Source organism: Arthrobacter sp. JB02-1C, from assembly GCF_057748045.1.
Genome location: NZ_CM173235.1, coordinates 2,518,747 through 2,538,669 on the forward strand (window position 1 = coordinate 2,518,747; position 19,923 = coordinate 2,538,669).

Annotated in this window: 17 protein-coding genes; 9 read left to right on the top strand and 8 right to left on the bottom strand. The window is 70.2% G+C overall.

Annotated elements, in window-relative coordinates; all coding sequences use genetic code 11:
- Window positions 1-82: 82 nt before the first annotated feature.
- Window positions 83-349 (bottom strand): GlsB/YeaQ/YmgE family stress response membrane protein, encoded by a 267-nt coding sequence (locus tag AC3ANP_RS11900; RefSeq protein ID WP_488330385.1) that lies wholly within the window; start codon window positions 347-349, stop codon window positions 83-85.
- A gap of 287 nt (window positions 350-636) precedes the next feature.
- Between AC3ANP_RS11900 and AC3ANP_RS11905 the strand changes: the two genes are divergently transcribed.
- Complete coding sequence (locus tag AC3ANP_RS11905; protein WP_488330386.1) at window positions 637-1,557, top strand: cation diffusion facilitator family transporter; 921 nt, start codon at window positions 637-639, stop codon at window positions 1,555-1,557.
- 15 nt (window positions 1,558-1,572) lie between these two features.
- Here the strand turns inward: AC3ANP_RS11905 and AC3ANP_RS11910 are convergent, their stop codons facing one another.
- Window positions 1,573-2,781, bottom strand: a complete 1,209-nt coding sequence (locus AC3ANP_RS11910) for an MFS transporter (protein ID WP_488330387.1) — start codon at window positions 2,779-2,781, stop codon at window positions 1,573-1,575.
- 167 nt (window positions 2,782-2,948) lie between these two features.
- Between AC3ANP_RS11910 and AC3ANP_RS11915 the strand changes: the two genes are divergently transcribed.
- Genes AC3ANP_RS11915 through AC3ANP_RS11930 form a run of 4 tightly spaced genes read left to right on the top strand, consistent with a single transcriptional unit; the run spans window position 2,949 to window position 6,309 of the window.
- Window positions 2,949-3,392 carry a (deoxy)nucleoside triphosphate pyrophosphohydrolase gene (locus AC3ANP_RS11915; RefSeq protein WP_488330388.1) on the top strand — a complete coding sequence of 148 codons (444 nt, stop codon included), beginning with the start codon at window positions 2,949-2,951 and terminating at the stop codon, window positions 3,390-3,392.
- Between the two features lie 42 nt (window positions 3,393-3,434).
- Window positions 3,435-4,577 carry a Re/Si-specific NAD(P)(+) transhydrogenase subunit alpha gene (locus AC3ANP_RS11920; RefSeq protein ID WP_488330389.1) on the top strand — a complete coding sequence of 381 codons (1,143 nt, stop codon included), beginning with the start codon at window positions 3,435-3,437 and terminating at the stop codon, window positions 4,575-4,577.
- A complete protein-coding gene (locus tag AC3ANP_RS11925; protein ID WP_488330390.1) occupies window positions 4,577-4,939 on the top strand; it encodes an NAD(P) transhydrogenase subunit alpha part 2 in 363 nt (120 codons plus the stop codon). The genes AC3ANP_RS11920 and AC3ANP_RS11925 overlap by 1 nt, the downstream gene beginning before the upstream one ends.
- Window positions 4,936-6,309 (top strand): NAD(P)(+) transhydrogenase (Re/Si-specific) subunit beta, encoded by a 1,374-nt coding sequence (locus AC3ANP_RS11930; RefSeq protein WP_488330391.1) that lies wholly within the window; start codon window positions 4,936-4,938, stop codon window positions 6,307-6,309. The genes AC3ANP_RS11925 and AC3ANP_RS11930 overlap by 4 nt, the downstream gene beginning before the upstream one ends.
- Window positions 6,310-6,347: 38 nt before the next feature.
- Here the strand turns inward: AC3ANP_RS11930 and AC3ANP_RS11935 are convergent, their stop codons facing one another.
- Window positions 6,348-7,499: an Rv2578c family radical SAM protein gene (locus tag AC3ANP_RS11935; protein ID WP_488330392.1), complete on the bottom strand. Its 1,152-nt coding sequence runs from the start codon at window positions 7,497-7,499 to the stop codon at window positions 6,348-6,350.
- A 94-nt stretch (window positions 7,500-7,593) separates the two neighbouring features.
- Between AC3ANP_RS11935 and pcp the strand changes: the two genes are divergently transcribed.
- The gene (pcp, locus tag AC3ANP_RS11940) at window positions 7,594-8,235 is read left to right on the top strand and encodes a pyroglutamyl-peptidase I (RefSeq protein WP_488330393.1); all 642 of its coding nucleotides are present in this window, start codon (window positions 7,594-7,596) and stop codon (window positions 8,233-8,235) included.
- Between the two features lie 36 nt (window positions 8,236-8,271).
- On the opposite strand, the gene AC3ANP_RS11945 is transcribed toward pcp, so the two are convergent.
- The 3 genes from AC3ANP_RS11945 to AC3ANP_RS11955 form a co-directional block, all read right to left on the bottom strand.
- Entirely contained in the window at window positions 8,272-8,910 is a 639-nt protein-coding gene (locus tag AC3ANP_RS11945; RefSeq protein ID WP_488330394.1) for an SIMPL domain-containing protein, read from the bottom strand.
- Window position 8,911: 1 nt separating this feature from the next.
- Window positions 8,912-9,340, bottom strand: a complete 429-nt coding sequence (locus AC3ANP_RS11950) for a hypothetical protein (protein ID WP_488330395.1) — start codon at window positions 9,338-9,340, stop codon at window positions 8,912-8,914.
- A 144-nt stretch (window positions 9,341-9,484) separates the two neighbouring features.
- On the bottom strand, window positions 9,485-9,940 hold the full coding sequence (locus AC3ANP_RS11955; protein ID WP_488330396.1) for a hypothetical protein: 456 nt from the start codon (window positions 9,938-9,940) through the stop codon (window positions 9,485-9,487).
- 320 nt (window positions 9,941-10,260) lie between these two features.
- Between AC3ANP_RS11955 and pheS the strand changes: the two genes are divergently transcribed.
- From pheS to AC3ANP_RS11970, 3 genes are read left to right on the top strand one after another with little or no spacing between them, the layout of a single operon-like run.
- A complete protein-coding gene (gene pheS / locus AC3ANP_RS11960) occupies window positions 10,261-11,322 on the top strand; it encodes a phenylalanine--tRNA ligase subunit alpha (protein ID WP_488330397.1) in 1,062 nt (353 codons plus the stop codon).
- A 3-nt stretch (window positions 11,323-11,325) separates the two neighbouring features.
- The gene (gene pheT, locus AC3ANP_RS11965) at window positions 11,326-13,869 is read left to right on the top strand and encodes a phenylalanine--tRNA ligase subunit beta (protein ID WP_488330398.1); all 2,544 of its coding nucleotides are present in this window, start codon (window positions 11,326-11,328) and stop codon (window positions 13,867-13,869) included.
- A 34-nt stretch (window positions 13,870-13,903) separates the two neighbouring features.
- Window positions 13,904-14,626 carry a 4'-phosphopantetheinyl transferase family protein gene (locus AC3ANP_RS11970; RefSeq protein WP_488330399.1) on the top strand — a complete coding sequence of 241 codons (723 nt, stop codon included), beginning with the start codon at window positions 13,904-13,906 and terminating at the stop codon, window positions 14,624-14,626.
- Here AC3ANP_RS11970 and AC3ANP_RS11975 read toward each other — a convergent pair.
- Complete coding sequence (locus AC3ANP_RS11975; RefSeq protein ID WP_488330400.1) at window positions 14,590-15,954, bottom strand: M1 family metallopeptidase; 1,365 nt, start codon at window positions 15,952-15,954, stop codon at window positions 14,590-14,592. The genes AC3ANP_RS11970 and AC3ANP_RS11975 overlap by 37 nt on opposite strands.
- 63 nt (window positions 15,955-16,017) lie before the next feature.
- A complete protein-coding gene (locus AC3ANP_RS11980; protein ID WP_488333039.1) occupies window positions 16,018-19,923 on the bottom strand; it encodes a Pls/PosA family non-ribosomal peptide synthetase in 3,906 nt (1,301 codons plus the stop codon).

Below are 19,923 nucleotides of genomic sequence, written 5' to 3' on the forward strand. Positions count from 1 at the left end.
GGCGGGGGCCCGCCTTTCGGTGGGCCCCCGCCGTCGTTCCTTCACCGTTGCGGCACTGCTGCCGGGGCGGTGCTTGGGAGCGTTATGTGGTCCGGTTGCGCCCGGTGACGGCGCCGTAGATGCCGGCCACGACGAGGCCGCCGACAATGGCCAGGATCCAGGAACCGAGGTTCCAGAATTCCATCTTGCCGCCGCCGAAGAGCAGGTCGCCGATCCAGCCGCCGACAATCGCTCCGACGACGCCGAGGATGAGGCTGGTGACCCAGCCGCCCCCGACCCTGCCGGGCATGACTGCCTTAACGATTGCGCCTACTATGAGTCCGAGAATGATCCAGCCTAGAAAGCCCATGTCTCCTCCTACATATTCGTCGGCATCCCCCTGAGGAATTCCGATTATGGCTTCAAGCTAACACAGGCGTTGGCCCATGTCAGCAACATCACCCTCAATCGTTACCTGGCTGGAAACCGGCCCCGAACCGGCCCCGAACCGGCCGGAAAACCGGCCCGGAAGGGTCCGCGGACGGGTCGGTTCCGGTGCGCGCTGCGGCCCCGGAACGGGTACCGTATTCCTTGCGGACCCGGGAATCCGGCGGCGTCCGCGGCCATCTTCGAAGACCCTCCAAAGGAGCACCCCTCTTGGCTGCAAACGGCGGTACCAAGGCGATCGTGGCGGCGCTGTCCGCCAACCTGGGGATCGCTGTCCTGAAGTTCGTCGCGTTCATCCTGACGCAGTCCTCGTCCATGCTGGCGGAGGCTATCCACTCGGTGGCCGACTCCGGCAACCAGTTGCTGCTGCTGGTCGGCGGCAAGCGCGCCAAGAAGGAAGCGAGCCCGGAGCACCCGTTCGGCTACGGCCGGGAGCGCTACATCTACGCCTTCATCGTGTCGATTGTGCTTTTCAGCGTCGGCGGCTTGTTCGCCCTGTATGAGGCGTGGGGCAAGCTCCAGCACCCGCACGGCATCGAGGGGGACTTCTGGTGGGTGCCGCTGGCGGTGCTTCTTGGCGCCATCGCCGCCGAGTCGTTCTCGTTCCGGACCGCGATCCGGGAATCCAACCCCCTGCGCGGCAAGCAGAGCTGGGTCCAGTTCATCCGCAACGCCAAGCAGCCCGAACTGCCGGTCATCCTGCTGGAGGACTTCGGTGCGCTCCTGGGCCTGGTCTTTGCGCTCTTTGGCGTGGGCCTGACGCTGATCACCGGCAACGGGATCTGGGATGCCCTGGGCACCGGCATGATCGGCCTGCTGTTGGTGGCGATCGCCGCGGTGCTGGCGGTGGAGACCAAGTCCCTGCTGCTCGGCGAATCCGCCAGCAAGGCTGACGTGGCCAAGATCCGCGGCGCCATCGAGTCCGACGGCACGCATCTCATCCACCTGAAGACCATGCACCTGGGTCCCGAGGAACTGCTGGTCGCCGCCAAAATCAGCGTCGGCGCCGCGGACACCGGCCGGGAGATCGCCGCGGCGATCGACAGCGCCGAAGTGCGGATCCGCGCGGCCGTGCCCACGGCGCGGGTCATCTACCTGGAACCCGACCTGGAGGGCGCCGGCGTCCGGTAGGCGGTGGGGGCCGGGCTACGGAGCCAGCGGCCTCCGGCGTTCCACCGCCCCGCTGAGCAGCGCCACACCGAGGCCCAGGACTGCCAGCCCGGCGCCGACCAGTGCCGGGGCAACGTAGCCCCAGCCCCAGGCAATGACCAGGCCGCCGAGGAAGGCGCCGAGTGCGTTGGCGACGTTCAGGGCCGCATGGTTCAGGGAGGACGCCAGCGAAGGCGCGCCCGGGGACGCATCGAGAAGGCGGGTCTGCAGCGCCGGGATCAACATGGACCCGGCAGCGCCGACGACGAAGACCATGACGTACGCGGACCAGGGCCAGTGCACGGCGACGGCGTACACCACCAGCGCAACGGCCACCCCGGGTAGGACCCAGTAGATGGTGCCCATGACGGACTTGTCCGCGATCCGGCCGCCGACAATGTTGCCCACGACCATCCCCACCCCATACAGCGCGACGACGAGCGGCAGCCATTCCGCGGGGATGCCGGCCACCGACGTCATGGTGTGGGCGATGTACGTGTAGGTGGCGAAAAACCCACCGAAGCCCACCACACCGATCAGGACTGCGAGCCAGACCTGGAGCCGTTTCAGGGCCGCCAACTCCCGGCGGATGCTGGCGTCGGCATGCGGCTTCTGGTACGGAACGAACTTCCACAGCATCGCCAGGGTGACCAGGCCGATCAGGCCCACCAGCAGGAAGAGCAGACGCCAGCCGAAGCTCTGGCCCAGCCAGGTCCCGAACGGCACCCCGACGACGTTGGCGACGGTAAGCCCGGCCATCACCATCGAAATCGCCCAGCCACGTTTGGTCGGGGCGACCAGGGACGCGGCAATCACCGCGGCGACTCCGAAGAAGGCGCCGTGCGGCAGCCCCGCGGCGAAGCGTGAGACGAGCATGGTGCCGTAGTCCGGAGCGATGAAGGAGCTGAGGTTGGTGAGGCTGAAGAACAGCATCAGACCGAGCGCGAGATGCTTGCGCGGCAGTTTTGCCCCGACCGCCGCCAGCAACGGAGCGCCCACCACAACGCCCAGCGCATAGGCGGAGATCAGGTGGCCCGCCTCGGGGGTGCCGATGCCGAGTCCTTGCTCCACCTCCCGGAGCAGGCCCATCATGGTGAACTCCGTGGTGCCGATCCCGAATCCGCCCATCGCCAGCGAGACGATGGCGAGGGCGAGCTGGCGGGCGTTAAGTCTTGCCGTTGCGGGGGCGTCTTTGGTGATGGTCATCCGTCTGCTTTTCGGGGGATTAACCGGCAGGGCCGGGAGAAGGCAACACAACAGGGCAGTCTTCTGGATTGGTAAGAAGCGGGCATGTGGCGCCGCGGGCGTCAGGTGCCGGCGCTCCGGTTCTCTTCCTATTATCGCCTGTCCCGAGCGACTCCTAGACTGGGGACGTGACTGAACTGATCAGCGTTGTCGGCGGCGCCGTCGTGGATTCCCTGGCCGACCCCCGGACCCTCCTTGTTGCGAGGCGCACGGCCCCGCCGCAGTTTGCCGGCATGTGGGAGTTCCCCGGCGGCAAGGTCGATCCGGGCGAGGCCCCGGAGCGGGCCCTGCACCGCGAGCTGCTGGAAGAACTCGGCGTCGAGGTCCGGCTGGGTCCCGAACTGCCCGCCGAATCCCCGACGGGCTGGCCGCTCAACGGCCGGGCGGCGATGCGGGTCTGGTTCGCCGAGCTGGCGGGCGGCACCCCCCAGCCGTTGGAGGATCACGATGAGCTGCGCTGGGTCGCGCTGGCGGACCCCGCGGAGGTCCTGGGCCTGCCCTGGATCCCGGCGGACCTTCCCATCGTCGAGGCCCTGCTGGCGGCCGTGGCGGCGGAACCCTCGCCAAACTGAGCCCCGTGTGTCTACGCTGGGCCCAACTGGGAGGAGCTGGGCGTGCAGGTCGGGGTCAGGCGGGAACAATGTGCGGGGGAGCGGCGGGTGGCGGCGACGCCGGAGACGGTGCGGCAACTGGGTGGCCTCGGACTGGCGCTGGTCGTGGAATGCGGTGCCGGGGTCGCATCCGGCTACGGCGACGCAGATTATGAAGCTGCTGGTGCGCGCCTCGTCCCGGAGCTGGCCCTCGATGCCGTCGACGTCCTGCTGCACGTCCGGCCGCTGACCCCGGAGATTGCCGCCGCGCTGGCACCCGGCACCATCACCCTTGGTTTTGCCTCCCCGGCATCGGAGCTGCAGACGGTCGGGGCCCTGGCCGCTGCCGGGGTGACGTCCTTCGCCCTGGAACTCGTCCCGCGGATCTCCCGCGCCCAATCCATGGATGCGCTCAGCTCCCAGGCCTTGGTCGCCGGCTACCGGGCCGTGTTGGAAGCCGCGCTGCGCTACCCGCGGTTCTTCCCGCTCTACATGACCGCGGCGGGAACCATCCCGCCGGCCAGGGTGCTGGTCCTGGGCGCCGGCGTCGCGGGGCTTCAGGCGATCGGCACCGCCAAACGCCTGGGTGCCCGGGTCAGCGCGAACGACATCCGCGCCGCCTCCGCCGACGAGGTGGCTTCCCTGGGCGGGACGTTCATCAACCTCGAGCTCGACGCCCCTGCCGAAGGCAGCGGCGGCTACGCCCGGGAGCTCGGCCAGGACCGCGCCGCCCGGCAGCGGGAGCTGCTGGCCCCCCATGTGGCGGCCGCGGATGTGCTCATCACGACGGCGGCGATCCCGGGCCGGGCCGCGCCGCTGCTGGTCACCTCCGCCATGGTGGCCGGCATGCGGGCCGGTTCCGTCGTCGTGGACCTGGCCGCCGAGTCCGGCGGCAACGTCGAGGGCGCCGTCGCCGGCCGGGACGTCCTGGTGCCGGTCCCCGGCGGCGCCGTCACCGTGGTGGGGATGCAGGACGCGGCGTCGGCCCTCGCCTCCGACGCGTCCCGCCTGTACGCCAAAAACGTCGCCAATCTGCTCGCCCTGATGACCACGGAGGGCACGGTGGCACCCGACTTCGACGACGACGTCGTCGCCGGGGCCTGTCTGACCCGCGACGGAGCCGTCCGGCACGCCGGCACGGCCGCAGCGATGGAGGCGCACAACTAATGGACGCGGTCACGTTACTCACGGTGGTGGTGCTTGCCATCTTCGTCGGCTTTGAAGTCGTCTCCAAGGTCACCAGCAAGCTGCACACGCCGCTGATGTCCGGGGCCAATGCGATCCATGGCATCATTCTGGTCGGGGCGGTCATCGTGGCGGGCCAGGCCGAAGACCCCTGGCTGCTGGCCGTCGCCCTGCTGGCGGTGGCCCTCGCGACCGTCAACCTGGTGGGCGGCTTTGTGGTCACCGACCGGATGCTGGAAATGTTCGGCCCGCGGAAAGCAGCCGGCGCGTACCGGGCGGACGGTCCCGGCACCCCGGCCGGCGCATCGGAAGTCTCCGGCCGGGCAGGGGAGGGGCGCCCGTGAGCATCCTCGCCCCCGCCTGGACCGCGCTGCTCTACCTCGTGGCGGCGGTGTGCTTCATCCTGGCGCTGAAGGGCCTCAGCTCTCCCCGGACGGCCCGGCGTGGAAACGCCATTGGCGCCGCCGGTGCCGCGGTGGCCGTCGTGACCGTGTTCCTCTCCGCGCGGCTGGAGAACATTCCGCTGATCCTGGCCGCCATTGCCGTCGGAACCGCTCTCGCAGTTCCGGTCGCCCGGCGCGTGCAGATGACCCAGATGCCGCAGCTGGTGGCCTTGTTCAACGGGGTCGGCGGCGGTGCGGCCGCGCTGGTGGCGGTCCTGGAGCTCGGGCACAGCGGGGATTCCTGGGTCCGGCTGGCGGTGGTCTTCACCATGCTGGTCGGGGCGGTGTCCTTCGCCGGCTCGGCCGTCACGGTGGGGAAGCTGCAGGAACTGATCGGGACCCGCCCGCTGATCTTCCGTGGCATGGCTGCCGTGATGGTCCTGGTCCTGGCAGCTGCGGTGGCGGCCGGCGGGGTCGTGGTGTGGACGGGGTCCGCCGGCTGGGCCGGCGCGCTGCTGGTCCTCGGCCTCGCCGCCGGGCTGCTGCTGGTGCTGCCGGTGGGCGGTGCCGACGTGCCGATCGTCATCTCGCTGTTGAACGCCTTCACCGGCCTTGCCGTGGCAGCATCCGGGATCGTGCTGGGCAATGTGCTCCTGCTCGTGGCCGGCACGCTGGTAGGTGCCAGCGGAACCATCCTGACCAAGGTCATGGCCGCCGCGATGGGCCGGGGGGTGGCCGGCATTCTGTTCGGCGCGTTCCGCGGCGGTTCCACCGCGGGCTCGACTGCGGTCAGCGACCGGCCGGTGCGTTCGTCCTCGCCCGAGGACATCGCCGTCGAGCTCGGCTACGCGCAGCGGGTGGTGATTGTGCCCGGCTACGGCCTGGCGGTTGCGCAGGGCCAGCACGCGGTGGCCGAGCTTGCCACCGCCTTGATGGCCAGGGGAATCGACGTGGTGTTCGCGATCCATCCTGTCGCCGGCCGGATGCCAGGGCACATGAACGTGCTGCTGGCCGAGGCGAACGTGCCCTACGAGTCGCTGCGGGAACTTGACGAGGTCAATCCGGAGTTCGCCAACACTGACATCGTCCTGGTGGTGGGTGCCAACGATGTCGTCAATCCCGCGGCGAAGTCTTCGCCGGGCTCACCCATTTATGGGATGCCGATCCTGGACGTGGTGCAGGCCCGGCAGGTGGTGTTCCTCAAGCGCTCGATGCGTCCGGGTTTTGCCGGTATCGACAACGAATTGCTGCACGACCCCAGGACCACGCTTCTGTTCGGCGATGCGAAAGAGTCCCTTTCGCGGGTCCTGGGCGCCGTCAAGGTCCTCTGAAGCGGGCACAAGCCCCCTTGGCCCGGGGAGTGGGGCGGTCAGAACAAGGTGGGTTGCGCCGCGGGAACGCCGGCGCCCTGCCCGGCATGGTCCCCGGCGCTCCGCCGCGCGGCCGGACCCGGAATGCTGCCCGCCGGGTACTGGGCCTCCTCCTCGCGCGGATCGTCGTTCAGATCGCGGTGGCTGAAGCCCGCGGAGCCCAGGAAGCCGTGCCGGGCCTTGAAGAACCGGATCCGGCCGGCCAGCCAGGCCCGGTACTCCTTGGAGGCATAGGAGCCGCCGCCGTACAGCCGGCGGTACTTGCCGGCAAGCTGCGGGTGCTCCTTGGCAATCCACTGCATGAACCAGTCGCGGGTTCCAGGCTTGAGGTAGAGCGCCCCGGCTGTGACACCGGTGGCGCCGGCGGCGGCCAGCGAGCCGAAGAGGGAATCCAATGCTTCGTCGGAGTCAGAGAGCCAGGGCAGGATCGGCATCGCCATCACGCCGCAGGGAAGCCCTGCCTCACGCAGCCGGGACACGAGCTTCAGCCGTGCCCGCGGTCCGGGAGTCCCCGGCTCCACCGCCTCGGAGAGCCCTTCGTCAGTCATCGCCAGCGATATCCCCACCCCCACGGGGACCTGGGTGGCCGCGTGCTTGAGCAGCGGGATGTCGCGGGCCAGCAGCGTGCCCTTGGTCAGGATGGACAGGGGAGTGCCGGAGTCGGCCAGGGCGCCAATGATGCCGGGCATCAGCTGGTACCGACCCTCGGCGCGCTGGTACGGGTCCGTGTTGGTGCCCAGGGCCACGTGGTGGCGCTGCCAGGACGGCTTGGCGAGCTCCTTGCGCAGTACCTCGGCCGCGTTGATCTTGACCACCACCTGGCTGTCGAAGTCCAGGCCGGCGTCGAAGTCCAGATAGGTGTGCGTCTTGCGGGCGAAGCAGTACACGCAGGCGTGGCTGCAGCCGCGGTACGGGTTCACCGTCCACTCGAAGGGCATCCGGGAACCGGCGGCCACCTTGTTGAGCACCGATTTGGCAGTGACCTCATGGAAAGTGACCCCGGCAAACTCAGGGGTGGAGACGGAGCGCACCAATCCGGCCAGCGGCAGCAACGCCGGGGCGGCCGGACCTGCGCCGGAGGGCGAGCCGCCTGCTGGGGGCTCGCCAGTCATGGCATCGGCTGGTTTGAGTGCCTGCGCGTCCCATCTCATGACTATATTCGAATATATGTTCGATCTTAAGTCAAGGACCTCAGGTCGAAGTGGCGGCGGCGGCTGAAGAAGACGGCGTTGCTAGGCTGGGCCCATGATTCTCCTGACCGGGTTCGAACCGTTTGGCGGCGAAACCACCAATCCGTCGTGGACGGCGGCGCGCGGGGCCGCGGCCCTGCTTCAAGCCGAGGGGCACGAGGTCGCGGCGGTGGAGCTGCCCTGCGTCTTCGGGGACGCCATCGCCGTCCTGCAGGCCGCCATGGCCGAGCACAGTCCGGAGCTCGTCATCTGCGCGGGCCAGGCGGGGGGCAGGGCCCGAATCTCGCTGGAACGGATCGCGATCAACTGCGACGACGCGCGGGTCCCGGACAACGCGGGCAACGCCCCGGTCGACGAGCCGGTGGTCCCCGGCGGCCCGGCGGCCTACTTCAGCACGCTGCCGGTCAAGGCGGCCCTGGCCGCACTGGGCTCGGCCGGCATTCCGGCGGAGGTATCCCAGACCGCGGGGACCTACGTCTGCAACCACGTCTTCTACGGCCTGATGCACGCCCTGCGGCTCAGCCCCGGCACCCGGGGCGGCTTCGTCCACGTCCCGTACGCACCGGACCAGATCCCGCCGGGGAGCGGCCTGGCCTCCCTGCCGCTGGAGCACATGACGCAGGCGCTCGCCGTCGTCGTCCGTACCGCGCTGGCGACGACGGCGGACCTGAAGCTCGCAGCAGGCGCCAGCCACTAGCGCCGGCCCTGGCGCCGGAACTGGCGCCGGAACTGCTCAGTCCAGCAGTTCCCAGACAACCCCAACGGCCGCGGTGATACCGGCCGCGCCCGCTTCGACGGTCAGCGGCTCGGACGCCACGGCGCGCTGCATTGCGGCCAGCGGCAGCGGCTGAGCGGTCCCCGGCTGCTGGGTAACGGAGATGGCTCTGCCCAACCGCGCCCCGGCCAGCGCGGCGAACTGTTCCGCGGCCGCGCGGGCCTTGTTCCAGGCGGCCTCCCGGGCGCGGGCTTCGACCGCAGCAGGATCCGAGAAGCCCAGTTCGAGTCCGTTGAGGCGGGCGTCGTCCCCGGCGGCCTCGACGGCAGCCGCAATGAGCCCGGAGGACGCCGCCAGGTCGCGAAGCCGGACGGTGAGCATGCTGGAGGCCAGGTAGCCGGAGACCATGTGGCTCCGTCCCTCCTGCCAGCTGACCTCGGCCCGGACGTTCAGTCCCGAGGTGGTGATGTCCGGATTTCCGACGCCGTGATCCCGGAGCACGGCCGTGATCGCGGACGAGGCGCGGGCGGCGTCGCGGTACGCCGCGTCCACGCCCGGGCGCCGGCATTCGACGCCGAGGGAAAGCGTCAGCAGGTCCGGCGCGGCCTCCGCAGTGGCGGAGCCGGTCACCGAGATGGACCTGGGATTTTCCGTCATGTTATGCCTCGTTCCGTTCGTGGGTCGGCAGTGCAGGAGGGTAGCCGCCCGCCTGGAGTCCGGCGTGCCGCTCGAAGAAATTGGCGGATCCGGGGTTGCCCGTCCGGATCAGGGACCAGGCCGCCGCCAGGAGGTACAACGGAAGAAATGGCACCCCGAGGCACCAGGCGTACTGGGTGGCGTGCCGCTCTTCGTGGCCCAGCAGTTCCGGGTTGCCCAGGGCCTCCGCCGGCCCGGCGCGGAAGAGCACCACATTGCCCACGGTGAACGCCGCCGCGAACGGCAGGCGCCAGCGGTAGCCGGTGGCCAGGAGCAGGCCGCGCGGGCCGCGGCGGAGCCCGGTCCGGGCGCAGGCAGCCAGCAGCAGCCCCAGCGGCGTCGACGCGTTCAGCAGGTTGGCAAGCTGCCGCAGCCGCTGTCCGGGAGTCATGAGGCCATGCTAGCGGGGCAGCTGCCCACGGGATACGACGCGGGCCGGTCTCCGGCAGGCACGGCATTCGTCTTTGAAGGCGCAGGCACGGAAATAGCGTTGCCATCCACACTCCAGGAGCGCAGGGACTGCCTGGTGGGGTTCTCAGGGGTGTGCGGCGCGCAGGTGGCTCAGAACCAGTCCGACGGGGACACTTATGACCAAGACAACGTAGAAAGCCCGAAGGAGTGCGGCCCTGATCGGCCGTTGGGCGTGCCGTGTTCGGGCCCCGGCGAGGACCAGCCCTGCGACCAGCAGGAGGCCACCGGCATCTGTGATGAGCGGGATGGAAAGGAGCGCTCCGACGATGACCAGGGCGTTGCCGGTGTTCCAGCAGCCGACCAGCGCCCACCCCGGTGCCGGCCGAGGCGGTGCCGCACCGAGGAACCGGCGTTGGTCGCTGATGGCGCATTGGGCCACGCCGCAGACGAGCACCAGGTAGGCGGCAAGCCAGCTGCCGCGGTCGAAGTGCAAGGGGCCCGCGACGGCGGCGACCAGGCCGCCGAGCACGATGAAGCCCACGCCGGCTGCATAGCCGACTCGTTCAGGGGCCAGGTTCATGCCCGGCCGTCCTCGAGGCCGAACGCTCCGACTCCGACAATCAACATAGCGGGCTCCTTGAGGTTCCTGGCAGGCTCGGTTTCGACCTGAGCCAGAAGGGCGGTGGCCCTACGGGATGAGGGTAGCGTGAGCGGCGCCGAACTTGCGGCGGCCGGCGCAGCGCCGTCACGTTCGGGCACCTGAGTGCCTTCAACTAGACTGAGGGGAGCGCCCGCCGGAACCATTTTGGCGAGCCCTGCCCTTTGTCAACGCACTGGTCCCCGCTCCTGTTGAAGGTCCTGTGCCGTTGGCATGAACCGACTCGTAGCTAAGAACAGTAGATGACTGAAACTTTGCCGGGCGCAGCCGTCCCGAACCCTCTGGATGAAGCCGCCGTTACCGCCGCCGTAAACCAGGCCGTCGCCGCGATTGCCGCCGCCTCGACGCTCGACGAACTCAAAGCCGTTCGGCTCGCCCACGCTGGCGAAAAATCCGCGCTGAGCCTGGCCAACCGCGAAATCGGCGGCCTGCCCAAGGACCAGAAGGCTGCCGCCGGCAAGCTCATGGGCGCCTCCCGCGGACGGGTCAACAAGGCGCTCGCGGACCGGACTGCCGAACTGGAAGCGGAAAACGACGCCCGCATCCTGGTCGAGGAAACCGTCGACGTCACCGCGGCGCCGCGGCGCCGTCGGGCCGGTGCGCGGCACCCGCTCTCCACGCTGCAGGACCGCGTCTCGGACATCTTCGTGGGCATGGGCTGGGAAATCGCCGAGGGTCCCGAGGTCGAGTCGGAGTGGTTCAACTTCGATGCGCTGAACTTCAAGCCGGACCACCCTGCCCGCGAAATGCAGGACACCTTCTTCGTTGAACCGCCCGAGGCGCACCTGCTGATGCGGACCCACACCTCCCCGGTGCAGGTCCGCTCCATGCTGGAGCGCGACGTGCCGATCTATGTGCTGTGCCCCGGGAAGGTCTTCCGCACCGACGAACTCGACGCCACGCACACCCCGGTGTTCCACCAGTTCGAGGGCCTGGCCATCGACAAGAAGCTCAGCATGGCCGACCTGCGCGGCACCCTGGAGCACTTCGCCCGCCAGATGTTCGGCGACGAGGCCCAGATCCGGCTGCGCCCCAACTACTTCCCGTTCACCGAACCGTCCGCCGAACTGGACATCTGGCACCCGGGCGCCAAAGGCGGACCGGGCTGGATCGAATGGGGCGGCTGCGGCATGGTGAACCCCAACGTGCTCCGCGCCGCCGGCATCGATCCGGACGTTTATTCAGGCTTTGCCTTCGGCATGGGCATCGAGCGCACCCTCATGTTCCGCAACGAGGTCGGCGACATGCGCGACATGATCGAGGGCGATGTACGTTTCAGCGAGCACTTCGGGATGGAGATCTAACCCATGCGTATCCCACTTTCCTGGCTGCGTGAATTCGCGGCCGTTCCGGCCGGAGCGACGGCCGAAGACGTGATGGCCGAACTGGTCAAAGTCGGCTTCGAAGAAGAGGCGGTCCACCGCCCCACCGACGCGCTCCAAGGTCCGATCGTGGTCGGCCAGGTGCTGAGCCTGGTCAAGGAGCCGCAGTCCAACGGCAAGACCATCAACTGGTGCCAGGTCCGCGTGGTCCCCGAAGGCCAGCAGCAGACCCTCACGGGCGACGGCATCGACCCCTCCGGTGTGCAGGGCATCATCTGCGGCGCACACAACTTCGTCGAGGGCGACAAGGTGGTGGTAACCCTTCCCGGCGCCGTCCTGCCCGGCGACTTCCGGATCTCCGCCCGCAAGACCTACGGCCACCTCTCCGCCGGGATGATCGCCTCGGTCCGCGAGCTCGGCATCGGCGAGGACCACGACGGCATCCTGGTCCTGTCCCGGATCGGTTTGGACCCGGAAATCGGCACCGACGCCATGGAACTGCTCGGCCTCTATGACCAGGCCGCCGAAATCAACGTCACCCCGGACCGCGGCTATGCGTTCTCGATCCGCGGCGTGGCCCGGGAATACGCGCACGCCACCGGCACGCCCTTCACCGATCCCGCATCCACGGTGCAGGCCCCTGCGGCGCTCACCGGCGGTTTCCCGGTCAAGCTCAACGACGACGCCCCGATCTACGGCAAGCCCGGCTGTGACCGGTTCGTGGCCCGCACCGTGCACGGCGTTGACTCCACCCGGCCCACCCCGGCTTGGATGTCCTCCCGGCTCCGGCTCGCCGGCATCCGGTCCATCTCGTTGCCGGTGGACATCTCCAACTACGTCATGCTCGAACTCGGCCAGCCGCTGCATTTCTACGACCAGGACAAACTCACCGGGGAGATCGTGGTCCGCCGTGCCGTCGCCGGTGAGCAGCTCACGACCCTCGACGGCAAGAAACGTGCGCTCGACGTCGGGGACCTCCTGATCACCGACGGCTCCGGCCCGATCGGCGTCGCCGGCGTGATGGGCGGTGCCGCCACCGAAGTCAGCGACACGACCTCGACCATCCTGATCGAGGCGGCCCACTTCGAAGAAGTCTCGATCGCCCGTTCGCGCCGCCGCCACAAGCTGCCCTCCGAAGCGTCCAAGCGTTTCGAGCGCGGCGTGGACTGGCACGTCGCCCACGTCGCCGCCCAGCGCGCCGTCGACCTGCTGGTGGAACTCGCCGGCGGGACCGCCGCCGTCGAGGGCACCGACGTCGGGACCGCCCCTGATCCGGTGACCGTGCAGCTGCCGGCGTCCTTCGCCGCCGAGCGGATCGGCATTGACTTCAGCGAGGAGCAGATCCTGACCTCGCTGCAGGACCTGGGGGCCGTGGTCGAGAAGACCGGCGCCGGGTACAGTGTCACGGCTCCGAGCTGGCGCAACGACCTGGAAACCAAGGAGGACCTGTCCGAGGAGATCGCCCGGCTGGTCGGCTATGACAAGATCCCCGCGACGCTGCCGGTGGCGCCCCCTGGCCGTGGACTGACCCGGGTGCAGCAGCAGCGCCGCCGGCTCGTCCAGGCCCTGGCGGACGCCGGCCTGACCGAGGTGATGGCGTACCCGTTTGTCTCCAGGGCGGCGAACGACACCTTCGGCGTGGCCGCGGCCGGTGCGGTGCGCAGCGCGCTCAAGCTGGCAAACCCGATCAGCGAGGAACACGGCTACCTGCGGACCTCCGTCCTGCCGGGGCTGATCGAGGTCGCCAAGCGTAACCACGCCCGCGGCTTCCGGGACCTCGCCCTGTTCGAGACCGGGCTGGTCTTCCTGCCCGGTGAAACGCTGGGCACCGCGTCCATCCCGCCGTTGGGCGTCAAGCCCTCGGACGAGGTACTGGATGGACTGTACGACGGCGTCCCGGACCAGCCGCTGCACCTCGCGGCCGTCCTGACCGGGCACGATTCGCCGGCGGCGCCGGCGCACGCGCCCCGGGCCTGGGACTGGGCGGACGCACTGGACATTGCCCGTCTCGCCGCGGACGTGCTCGGCGTCGACCTGGTGATCAGCCAGGGCCAGCACCAGGCCTTCCACCCAGGCCGGGCCGCCCAGCTGGCGTTGCGCAGCGGCGAGATCGTGGGCTACGCCGGTGAGCTGCACCCGAAGCTGCTCGCCGCGCACGACATGCCGGCCCGGTCGGTCGCACTGGAGCTGGACGCCGACGCGCTGTTCGACGCCGCGCCGGACGTCATTGTTGCCCGGCACATCTCCACCTACCCCGTCGCCACGCAGGACGTTGCGCTGGTGGTGGCGGCCGGGGTTGCGGCGGACCAGGTGCAGGCTGCCCTGCGCGAGGGCGCAGGGGAACTGCTTGAAGAGGTCTCCCTGTTCGACGTCTATGCCGGGAAGGGCATCGAAGAAGGCAAGAAGTCGCTGGCCTTCAACCTGCGGTTCCGGGCCGACGACCGCACCCTGACAGCGGACGAGGCCTCGGCAGCACGCGACAGCGCCGTGGCCCTGGCCCACGAGCGGTTCGGTGCCGTGCAGCGCTAGCGCCCTGCAGTACGCAGTAGGGAAGGGCGGGACCATGGCAGCGCAACTGATCGTGCGGGCCGTCCCGCCCTTCCGCGTATCCGGCGCCCCCGGCGCCGCCGCCCGCGAGCTGCCGGACTCGGCCCGCACGCTGCTGGACGACGTCGAACTCGGGCGCGCCCGCGGCATGGAACCGGGTCCGCGGGCCGCGTTCCTTGCCGGCCGGCTCGCCCAGCGGCGTTTCGCCGCGGAACTGCTGGACCTGCCGCCGTCGGACCTCACGGCCGCGTACCACTGCCCGGAGTGCGGCCCCGGCGTCGCGCACGGGCGTCCGGGATACACGCTCGGCGGTGCGCCGGCGCCGTTGCTGCTGAGCCTTTCGCGCAGCGCGGGCTGGGTCCTGCTGGCGGCCGTGACCGAGCCGCCGGCGGGCGCCCGCCTCGGCGTCGACCTTCAGCACCCGGAAGGAACCGACTTTGACGGCTTCGACGGGGTGGCGCTGGGCCCGGCCGAGCGGAACAGCCTGCGCGGCCTGGCCGGCCCCGCACTGCTGGCCGGACGGGCCCGGCTGTGGGCCCGCAAGGAGGCCTGGCTCAAGCTCTGCGGCACCGGGCTGCGGACAGCGCCGCACACCATCGAGGTGCTGGACCGTGCCGGCATCCGGGACCTTCCGGCCAGCGAAACCGGGCTGCCCGCGCACTTCGCGGCCGCCGTCGCCCTCGCCGGTCTTCCGGCAGCGGGTCAGCCGGCCGGCAGCGGGGGCAGGGCCTGTTCGTAAAGCCAGGAGTGCAAAAGGGTCTCCGTGTCGTGCCCGGTGGCACGGTCTGCGGCCAGGATAAAGTCCTCCGTGCTGACGGAGCCGTGCCGGTGTGCGGCGGTCCAGTCCTGCAATAGCGCGAAGAAAGCAGGATCGCCGCACCGGAGGCGTACCGCGTGCAGGGCGAGGGCGCCGCGCTTGTAGACGCGGTCATCAAACATGAGTTCCGGCCCCGGGTCGCCGATCAGCAGGTCCTGGTCCTCCCGGTTCAGCATCCGCCAGGCCGCCTTGGCCCGGTCGGCCACGGACATCACCCCGGCCTCCTCGGACCAGATCCACTCCGCGTAGCAGGCGAAGCCTTCGTGCAGCCAGATGTCCCTCCACGAGGCCGCCGTCAGCGAATTCCCAAACCACTGGTGGGACAGCTCGTGTGCGATCAGCCGTTGCGATTCCCAGCCGGTGGTCAGGTGGTTGCGGCCGACGATGGACAGGGACTGGGCCTCCAGCGGGATTTCCAGGGCGTCCTCGGTCACCACCACGGTGTAGCCGGCGAACGGATACGGTCCGAAGCAGCTGGTGAAGGTCTTCATCATCTGGGGCTGGCGGGCGAGCCCGGCCCGGGCCTCCGCGGCGAGCTCCGCGGGTACCGCCGCGGTCTGCGCAACGTCGCCGGCGGGCCGGGCCGGGTTGAGCTGCAGCAGCTCGTACCGGCCGATCTGGACTGTGGCGAGGTAGCTGGCCATCGGCTCGGCCTGCTCGTAGACCCAGGTTTCGCGGCTGGACCGGGCCTGGTGCGAGACCAGAACGCCGTTGCAGACGGCCCGGTAGTTGGCGTCGGTGGTGATGGAGATGCGGTAGCTGGCTTTGTCCCGCGGGTGGTCGTTGCAGGGGAACCACGACGCCGCGCCGTTGGGCTGGCCCGCGACCAGGACACCGTCGCTCAGTTCCTCCCAGCCCACCTCGCCCCACAGCCCGCGGCGGGGTGCCGGATTGCCGTCGTACCGGATGTCGAGGGTGAATTCGTCTCCCGGCAGCAACGCCGTGTCCGGTACCACGACCAGCTGCTCGGCCCGCTGGGTGAACTTGCGCACCTTCCGGCCGGGCATCAGTGCCTTGGTGGCCCGCAGCCCGGTCAGGTCCAGGACGATGGCCGAGCTCTGGCGCCGGGCGACCGCATGCAGCGTCGCCCGGCCGCTGAGGTGGTTGCTGTTGACCCGGTAATCGAGCTCCAGTTCGTAGCGCGTGACGCGGTAGACGTCGGTGCCGTGGCCGGGCATGTACGGATCGGGGGCGGCCGCGGGCATTTCTGCGGGCAGCTCCTCGGCGGCGGCTGATGCGGTTTGACTCATGGACGGCCTTCGGTGGTTGCGGTTAGCGTGGGGGTGCCTTCCAGATTGTGAGCGGACGCGGGCTTACTTTGGCTTGGGGGCCGGGACAGCGGGTCCGCCCCACGGCCTGACCGGGTTTCCCATCCAGTACGTGGCGGCGGGCACCGTCTCGCCCCGCATGACCAGGGACGCCGGCCCCACGGTCCCGCCGTTGCCGATCCGGGCCCGCGGCAGGATGACCCCGTGCGGGCCCATCGTGGACCCGTCTTCGAGCGTAACAGTGTCAATGCTCATGACCCTGTCGTGAAACAGATGGGTCTGGACCACGCAGCCGCGGTTGACCGTGGCGCTGCGGCCCAGCGTGACCAGGTCCGCCTCCGGCAGCCAGTAGCTTTCGCACCACGTGCCGGCGCCGATCTTGGCGCCGAGGGCCCGCAGCCACCACACCAGCGCCGGGGTGCCGGAGGCGGCGCGCGCGAACCAGGGCGCGCTGACCATTTCGATGAAGGCGTCCACCACTTCGTTGCGCCAGATGAAGGAACTCCACAGCGGGTGCTCACCGGGGCGGATCCGTCCCACCAGCAGCCATTTGGCGACGACGGCGCTGCCCGCGGCCGCCGCTCCGGCGGCAAGCAGCACCACCCCGCCGAGCAGGGCCGCAACGGCGTAGTTGAAGCTGCCGGCCAGCCAGTCCAGGGCCACCATAACCCCGGCCGCGACGGCGACCGTCAGTACCACCGGCACGAAGCGGCACAGCTCCCACAACGTGCGGGCAAGCTTGAGCCGCAGGGGCGGCTGGAAGGTTCGGGTGTCGTCGGAGGCGACCGCCGTGCGCCGCAGCCGGACCGGCGGGCTGCCGATCCAGGAGGTGCCGGATTTGGCCTTGGCCGGGGTGGCGGAGAGCACCGCGACGAGGGAGTTCTTGGGTACGTGCCGGCCCGCCGCGGTCATTCCGGAGTTCCCCAGGAACGAGCGTTTACCCACCTTGGCCGGTGCGATCTTCATCCATCCGCCGCCGAGTTCATAGGAGGCGATCATGGTGTCGTCGGCCAGGAAGGCGCCCTCGCCGACGGTGGTCATCTTGGGGATCAACAGCACCGTGGAGGCCTCCACGTTACGGCCGATCCGGGCACCGAGCAGCCGCAGCCAGACCGGGGTGAAGAGGCTGGCGTAGATCGGGAACAGCAGTTCACGGGCCAGGTCAAGGACCCGCTCCGTGGCCCAGACCTGCCAGCCGATCCGGCTTCGGACCCGGTAGTAGCCGGGCCGCAGTCCAATGCCGAGCAGTCGGGTGGCAGCAAGGATCAGCAACAGGTTGGCGCCGAACCAGACCAACGCGGCCAGCGGGAGCGCGAGCACCAGCTGCGGCAGGGCCGCGAGCAGGGAGGACCGGCCCTGAATGAAGCCGAACACCACCAGTCCGGCGGCCGCGGCCGACAGGTAGGGGATCAGGGCCAGGACCGCGGAGGCGGAGGCGAAACCGGCAAACCAGAGCCGGCCGGCCAGGCGGCGCTCCGGCGGTGCGTCCGGCCAGTCCTGCTTGGCCTTGCCCCGTCGCTCGGCCGGGGAGCCGGCCACCAGATGGCCCGCCTTGACCCTTCCGAGCACGGCAGAACCCGGCTCCACCTGGGCGTCCGCGCCGATGCTGGCGCCGGGCATGAGGGTACTCCGGGCGCCGACGACGGCTCCGGCGCCGATATGGATCGCCCCGATCTGCACCGAGTCCCCGTCAATCCACCACCCGGACAGATCGACTTCGGGTTCGACGTTGCAGCCGGCGCCGAGGGACAGCAGCCCCGTCACCGGAGGCAGCGAGTGCAACTGGACGTTCGGGCCGATCCTGGCGCCGAGGGCCCGCGCGTAATACGGCACCCACGGTGCGCTGGCGAGGCTGACGGCGCCGGCCAGGTCCTGGATTTGTTCGGCCAGCCAGAGGCGCAGGTGCACCCGGCCCGAGCGCGGGTAGCTGCCGGGGGTGACCTTGCGCAGCAGCAGCCGCGCGGCCGCCACCGAGATCGCCATCCGCCCGGCAGGGCTGACGAAAACCAGCCACGACGCGGCCACCCACCACCAGGAGAGCGTCGGCGCCGCCGTGAAACCGGCGAACGAGGCCAGCAGGTTATTGGCCGCCATCAGATAGGTCAGCCAGCGCATGCCGACCAGAATGTGCAGCGGGATGCCCAGCAGCGTCTGCGCCCACTGGGCGCGGCGGGACGTGGGGCGCACCGTACGTTCGCCGGGCGCGACGGCGCCGCCCTCGGGGAGGGACTGGCGTGCGGTCTCGATCAACGCCCCGACCCGGGGCGTGGCATAAATGTCCGCCACCGTGATGGTGGGGTAGCGGACCCGGAGGGCGGAAACCAGCTGGGCCGCGGCCAGCGAGCCGCCGCCAAACGCAAAGAAGTCCGCGTCCAGGTCGGAGACGGTCCCGCCCAGCACTGCACTCCATTGCTCGACGATCCAGGCCGCGTCGTCGGGCAGGTTCAACGGCGCCGCGGCCGCGTCGGCCGCGCCGGGGCCGGCCAGCGGCCAGGGGAGCGCGTGCCGGTCCACCTTGCCGCTGGTCTTGGTCGGCAAGGCGTCCACGACGGTGAGCATCGGAATCAGCGGGGCGGGGAGGCTGGTGCCGAGCAGGTGCCGCGCGGCCGTGAGATCCAGCTCGCGGCCGTCGACCGGCGAGAGGTAACCAACCAGCACCTGGTTCCCGGCCGCCGTCGTTTGCACCGCTGCGGCCGCCCCGGCAACGTCCGGCAAGGCTTGCAGCGCGGCGTCGATTTCGCCCAGTTCGATCCGGCGGCCGCCCAGCTTGACCTGTTCGTCGGCGCGGCCGACGAACAGCAGGCCCTCGCGTTCGTAGCGGACCAGGTCGCCGGAGCGGTAAGCCCGGGACCAGCCCAGGGCCGGCAGCGGGGCGTACTTCTCTGCGTCCTTGGCCGGGTCCAGGTAGCGGGCAAGCCCGACGCCGCCAATAATCAATTCCCCGATGCCGCCTTCCGCGACCGGCGCCCCGTCCGGGCCGACGACGGCGAGGTCCCAGCCGTCCAGCGGCAGGCCGATCCGGACCGGGCCCGGACCGCCGAGCGGCGCCGCGCAGGCGACGACGGTGGCTTCGGTGGGCCCGTAGGTGTTCCAGACCTCGCGCCCGTCCACGGCCAGCCGGTCCGCGAGTTCGGGCGGGCAGGCCTCACCGCCGAAGATCAGCAGCCGGACATTTTCCAGGGCTTCGACCGGCCACAACGCCGCCAGTGTGGGGACCGTGGACACCACCGTGATGCCGTGGTTGATCAGCCAGGGGCCCAGGTCCATGCCGGTCCGGACCAGGGCGCGCGGCGCCGGCACCAGGCACGCACCGTGCCGCCAGGCCAGCCACATCTCCTCGCAGGAGGCATCGAAGGCCACGGAGAGCCCGGCGAGGACGCGGTCCTGCGGACCGATGGGATCGGTTTGCAGGAAGATCCGGGCCTCGGCGTCCACGAAGGCCGCGGCCGAACTGTGCCGCACGGCGACGCCCTTGGGGGTGCCGGTGGAGCCGGAGGTGAAGATGACCCACGCGTCGTCGACTGGGACCGGCTGCCTGGCGGCCGGGAAGGGCCGGGGATGGTTTTTGTCGGTCACGATCGTGCCGCCGGCGCGCAGGATGCCGGAAACCCGGGCCTCGCTGAACACCAGTTTGGCCCGCTCATCGGGGTCGTCGGCGTCCACCGGGACGTAGGCGGCCCCCACCAGCAGCACCGCCAGGATCGACACGTACAGCTCGTTGGTCCCCGAGGGGATCCGGATGCCGATCTTGTCGCCGGCGCCGAGTCCGGCCAGGTGCAGCTTCTTGGCGGCCGCGCGGACCTCGCCCATCAGCTGGGCGTAGCTGAGCGACCGGTGGCCGTCGTCGAGCGCGGAGGCGTCCGGGAAGCGGGCGGCGGTGTCCTGCAGGACATCGATCAGGGTCCGCTCCGGCGGTGCCGCGAAGGCGCCCGGCAGTTGCGGCTGATACAT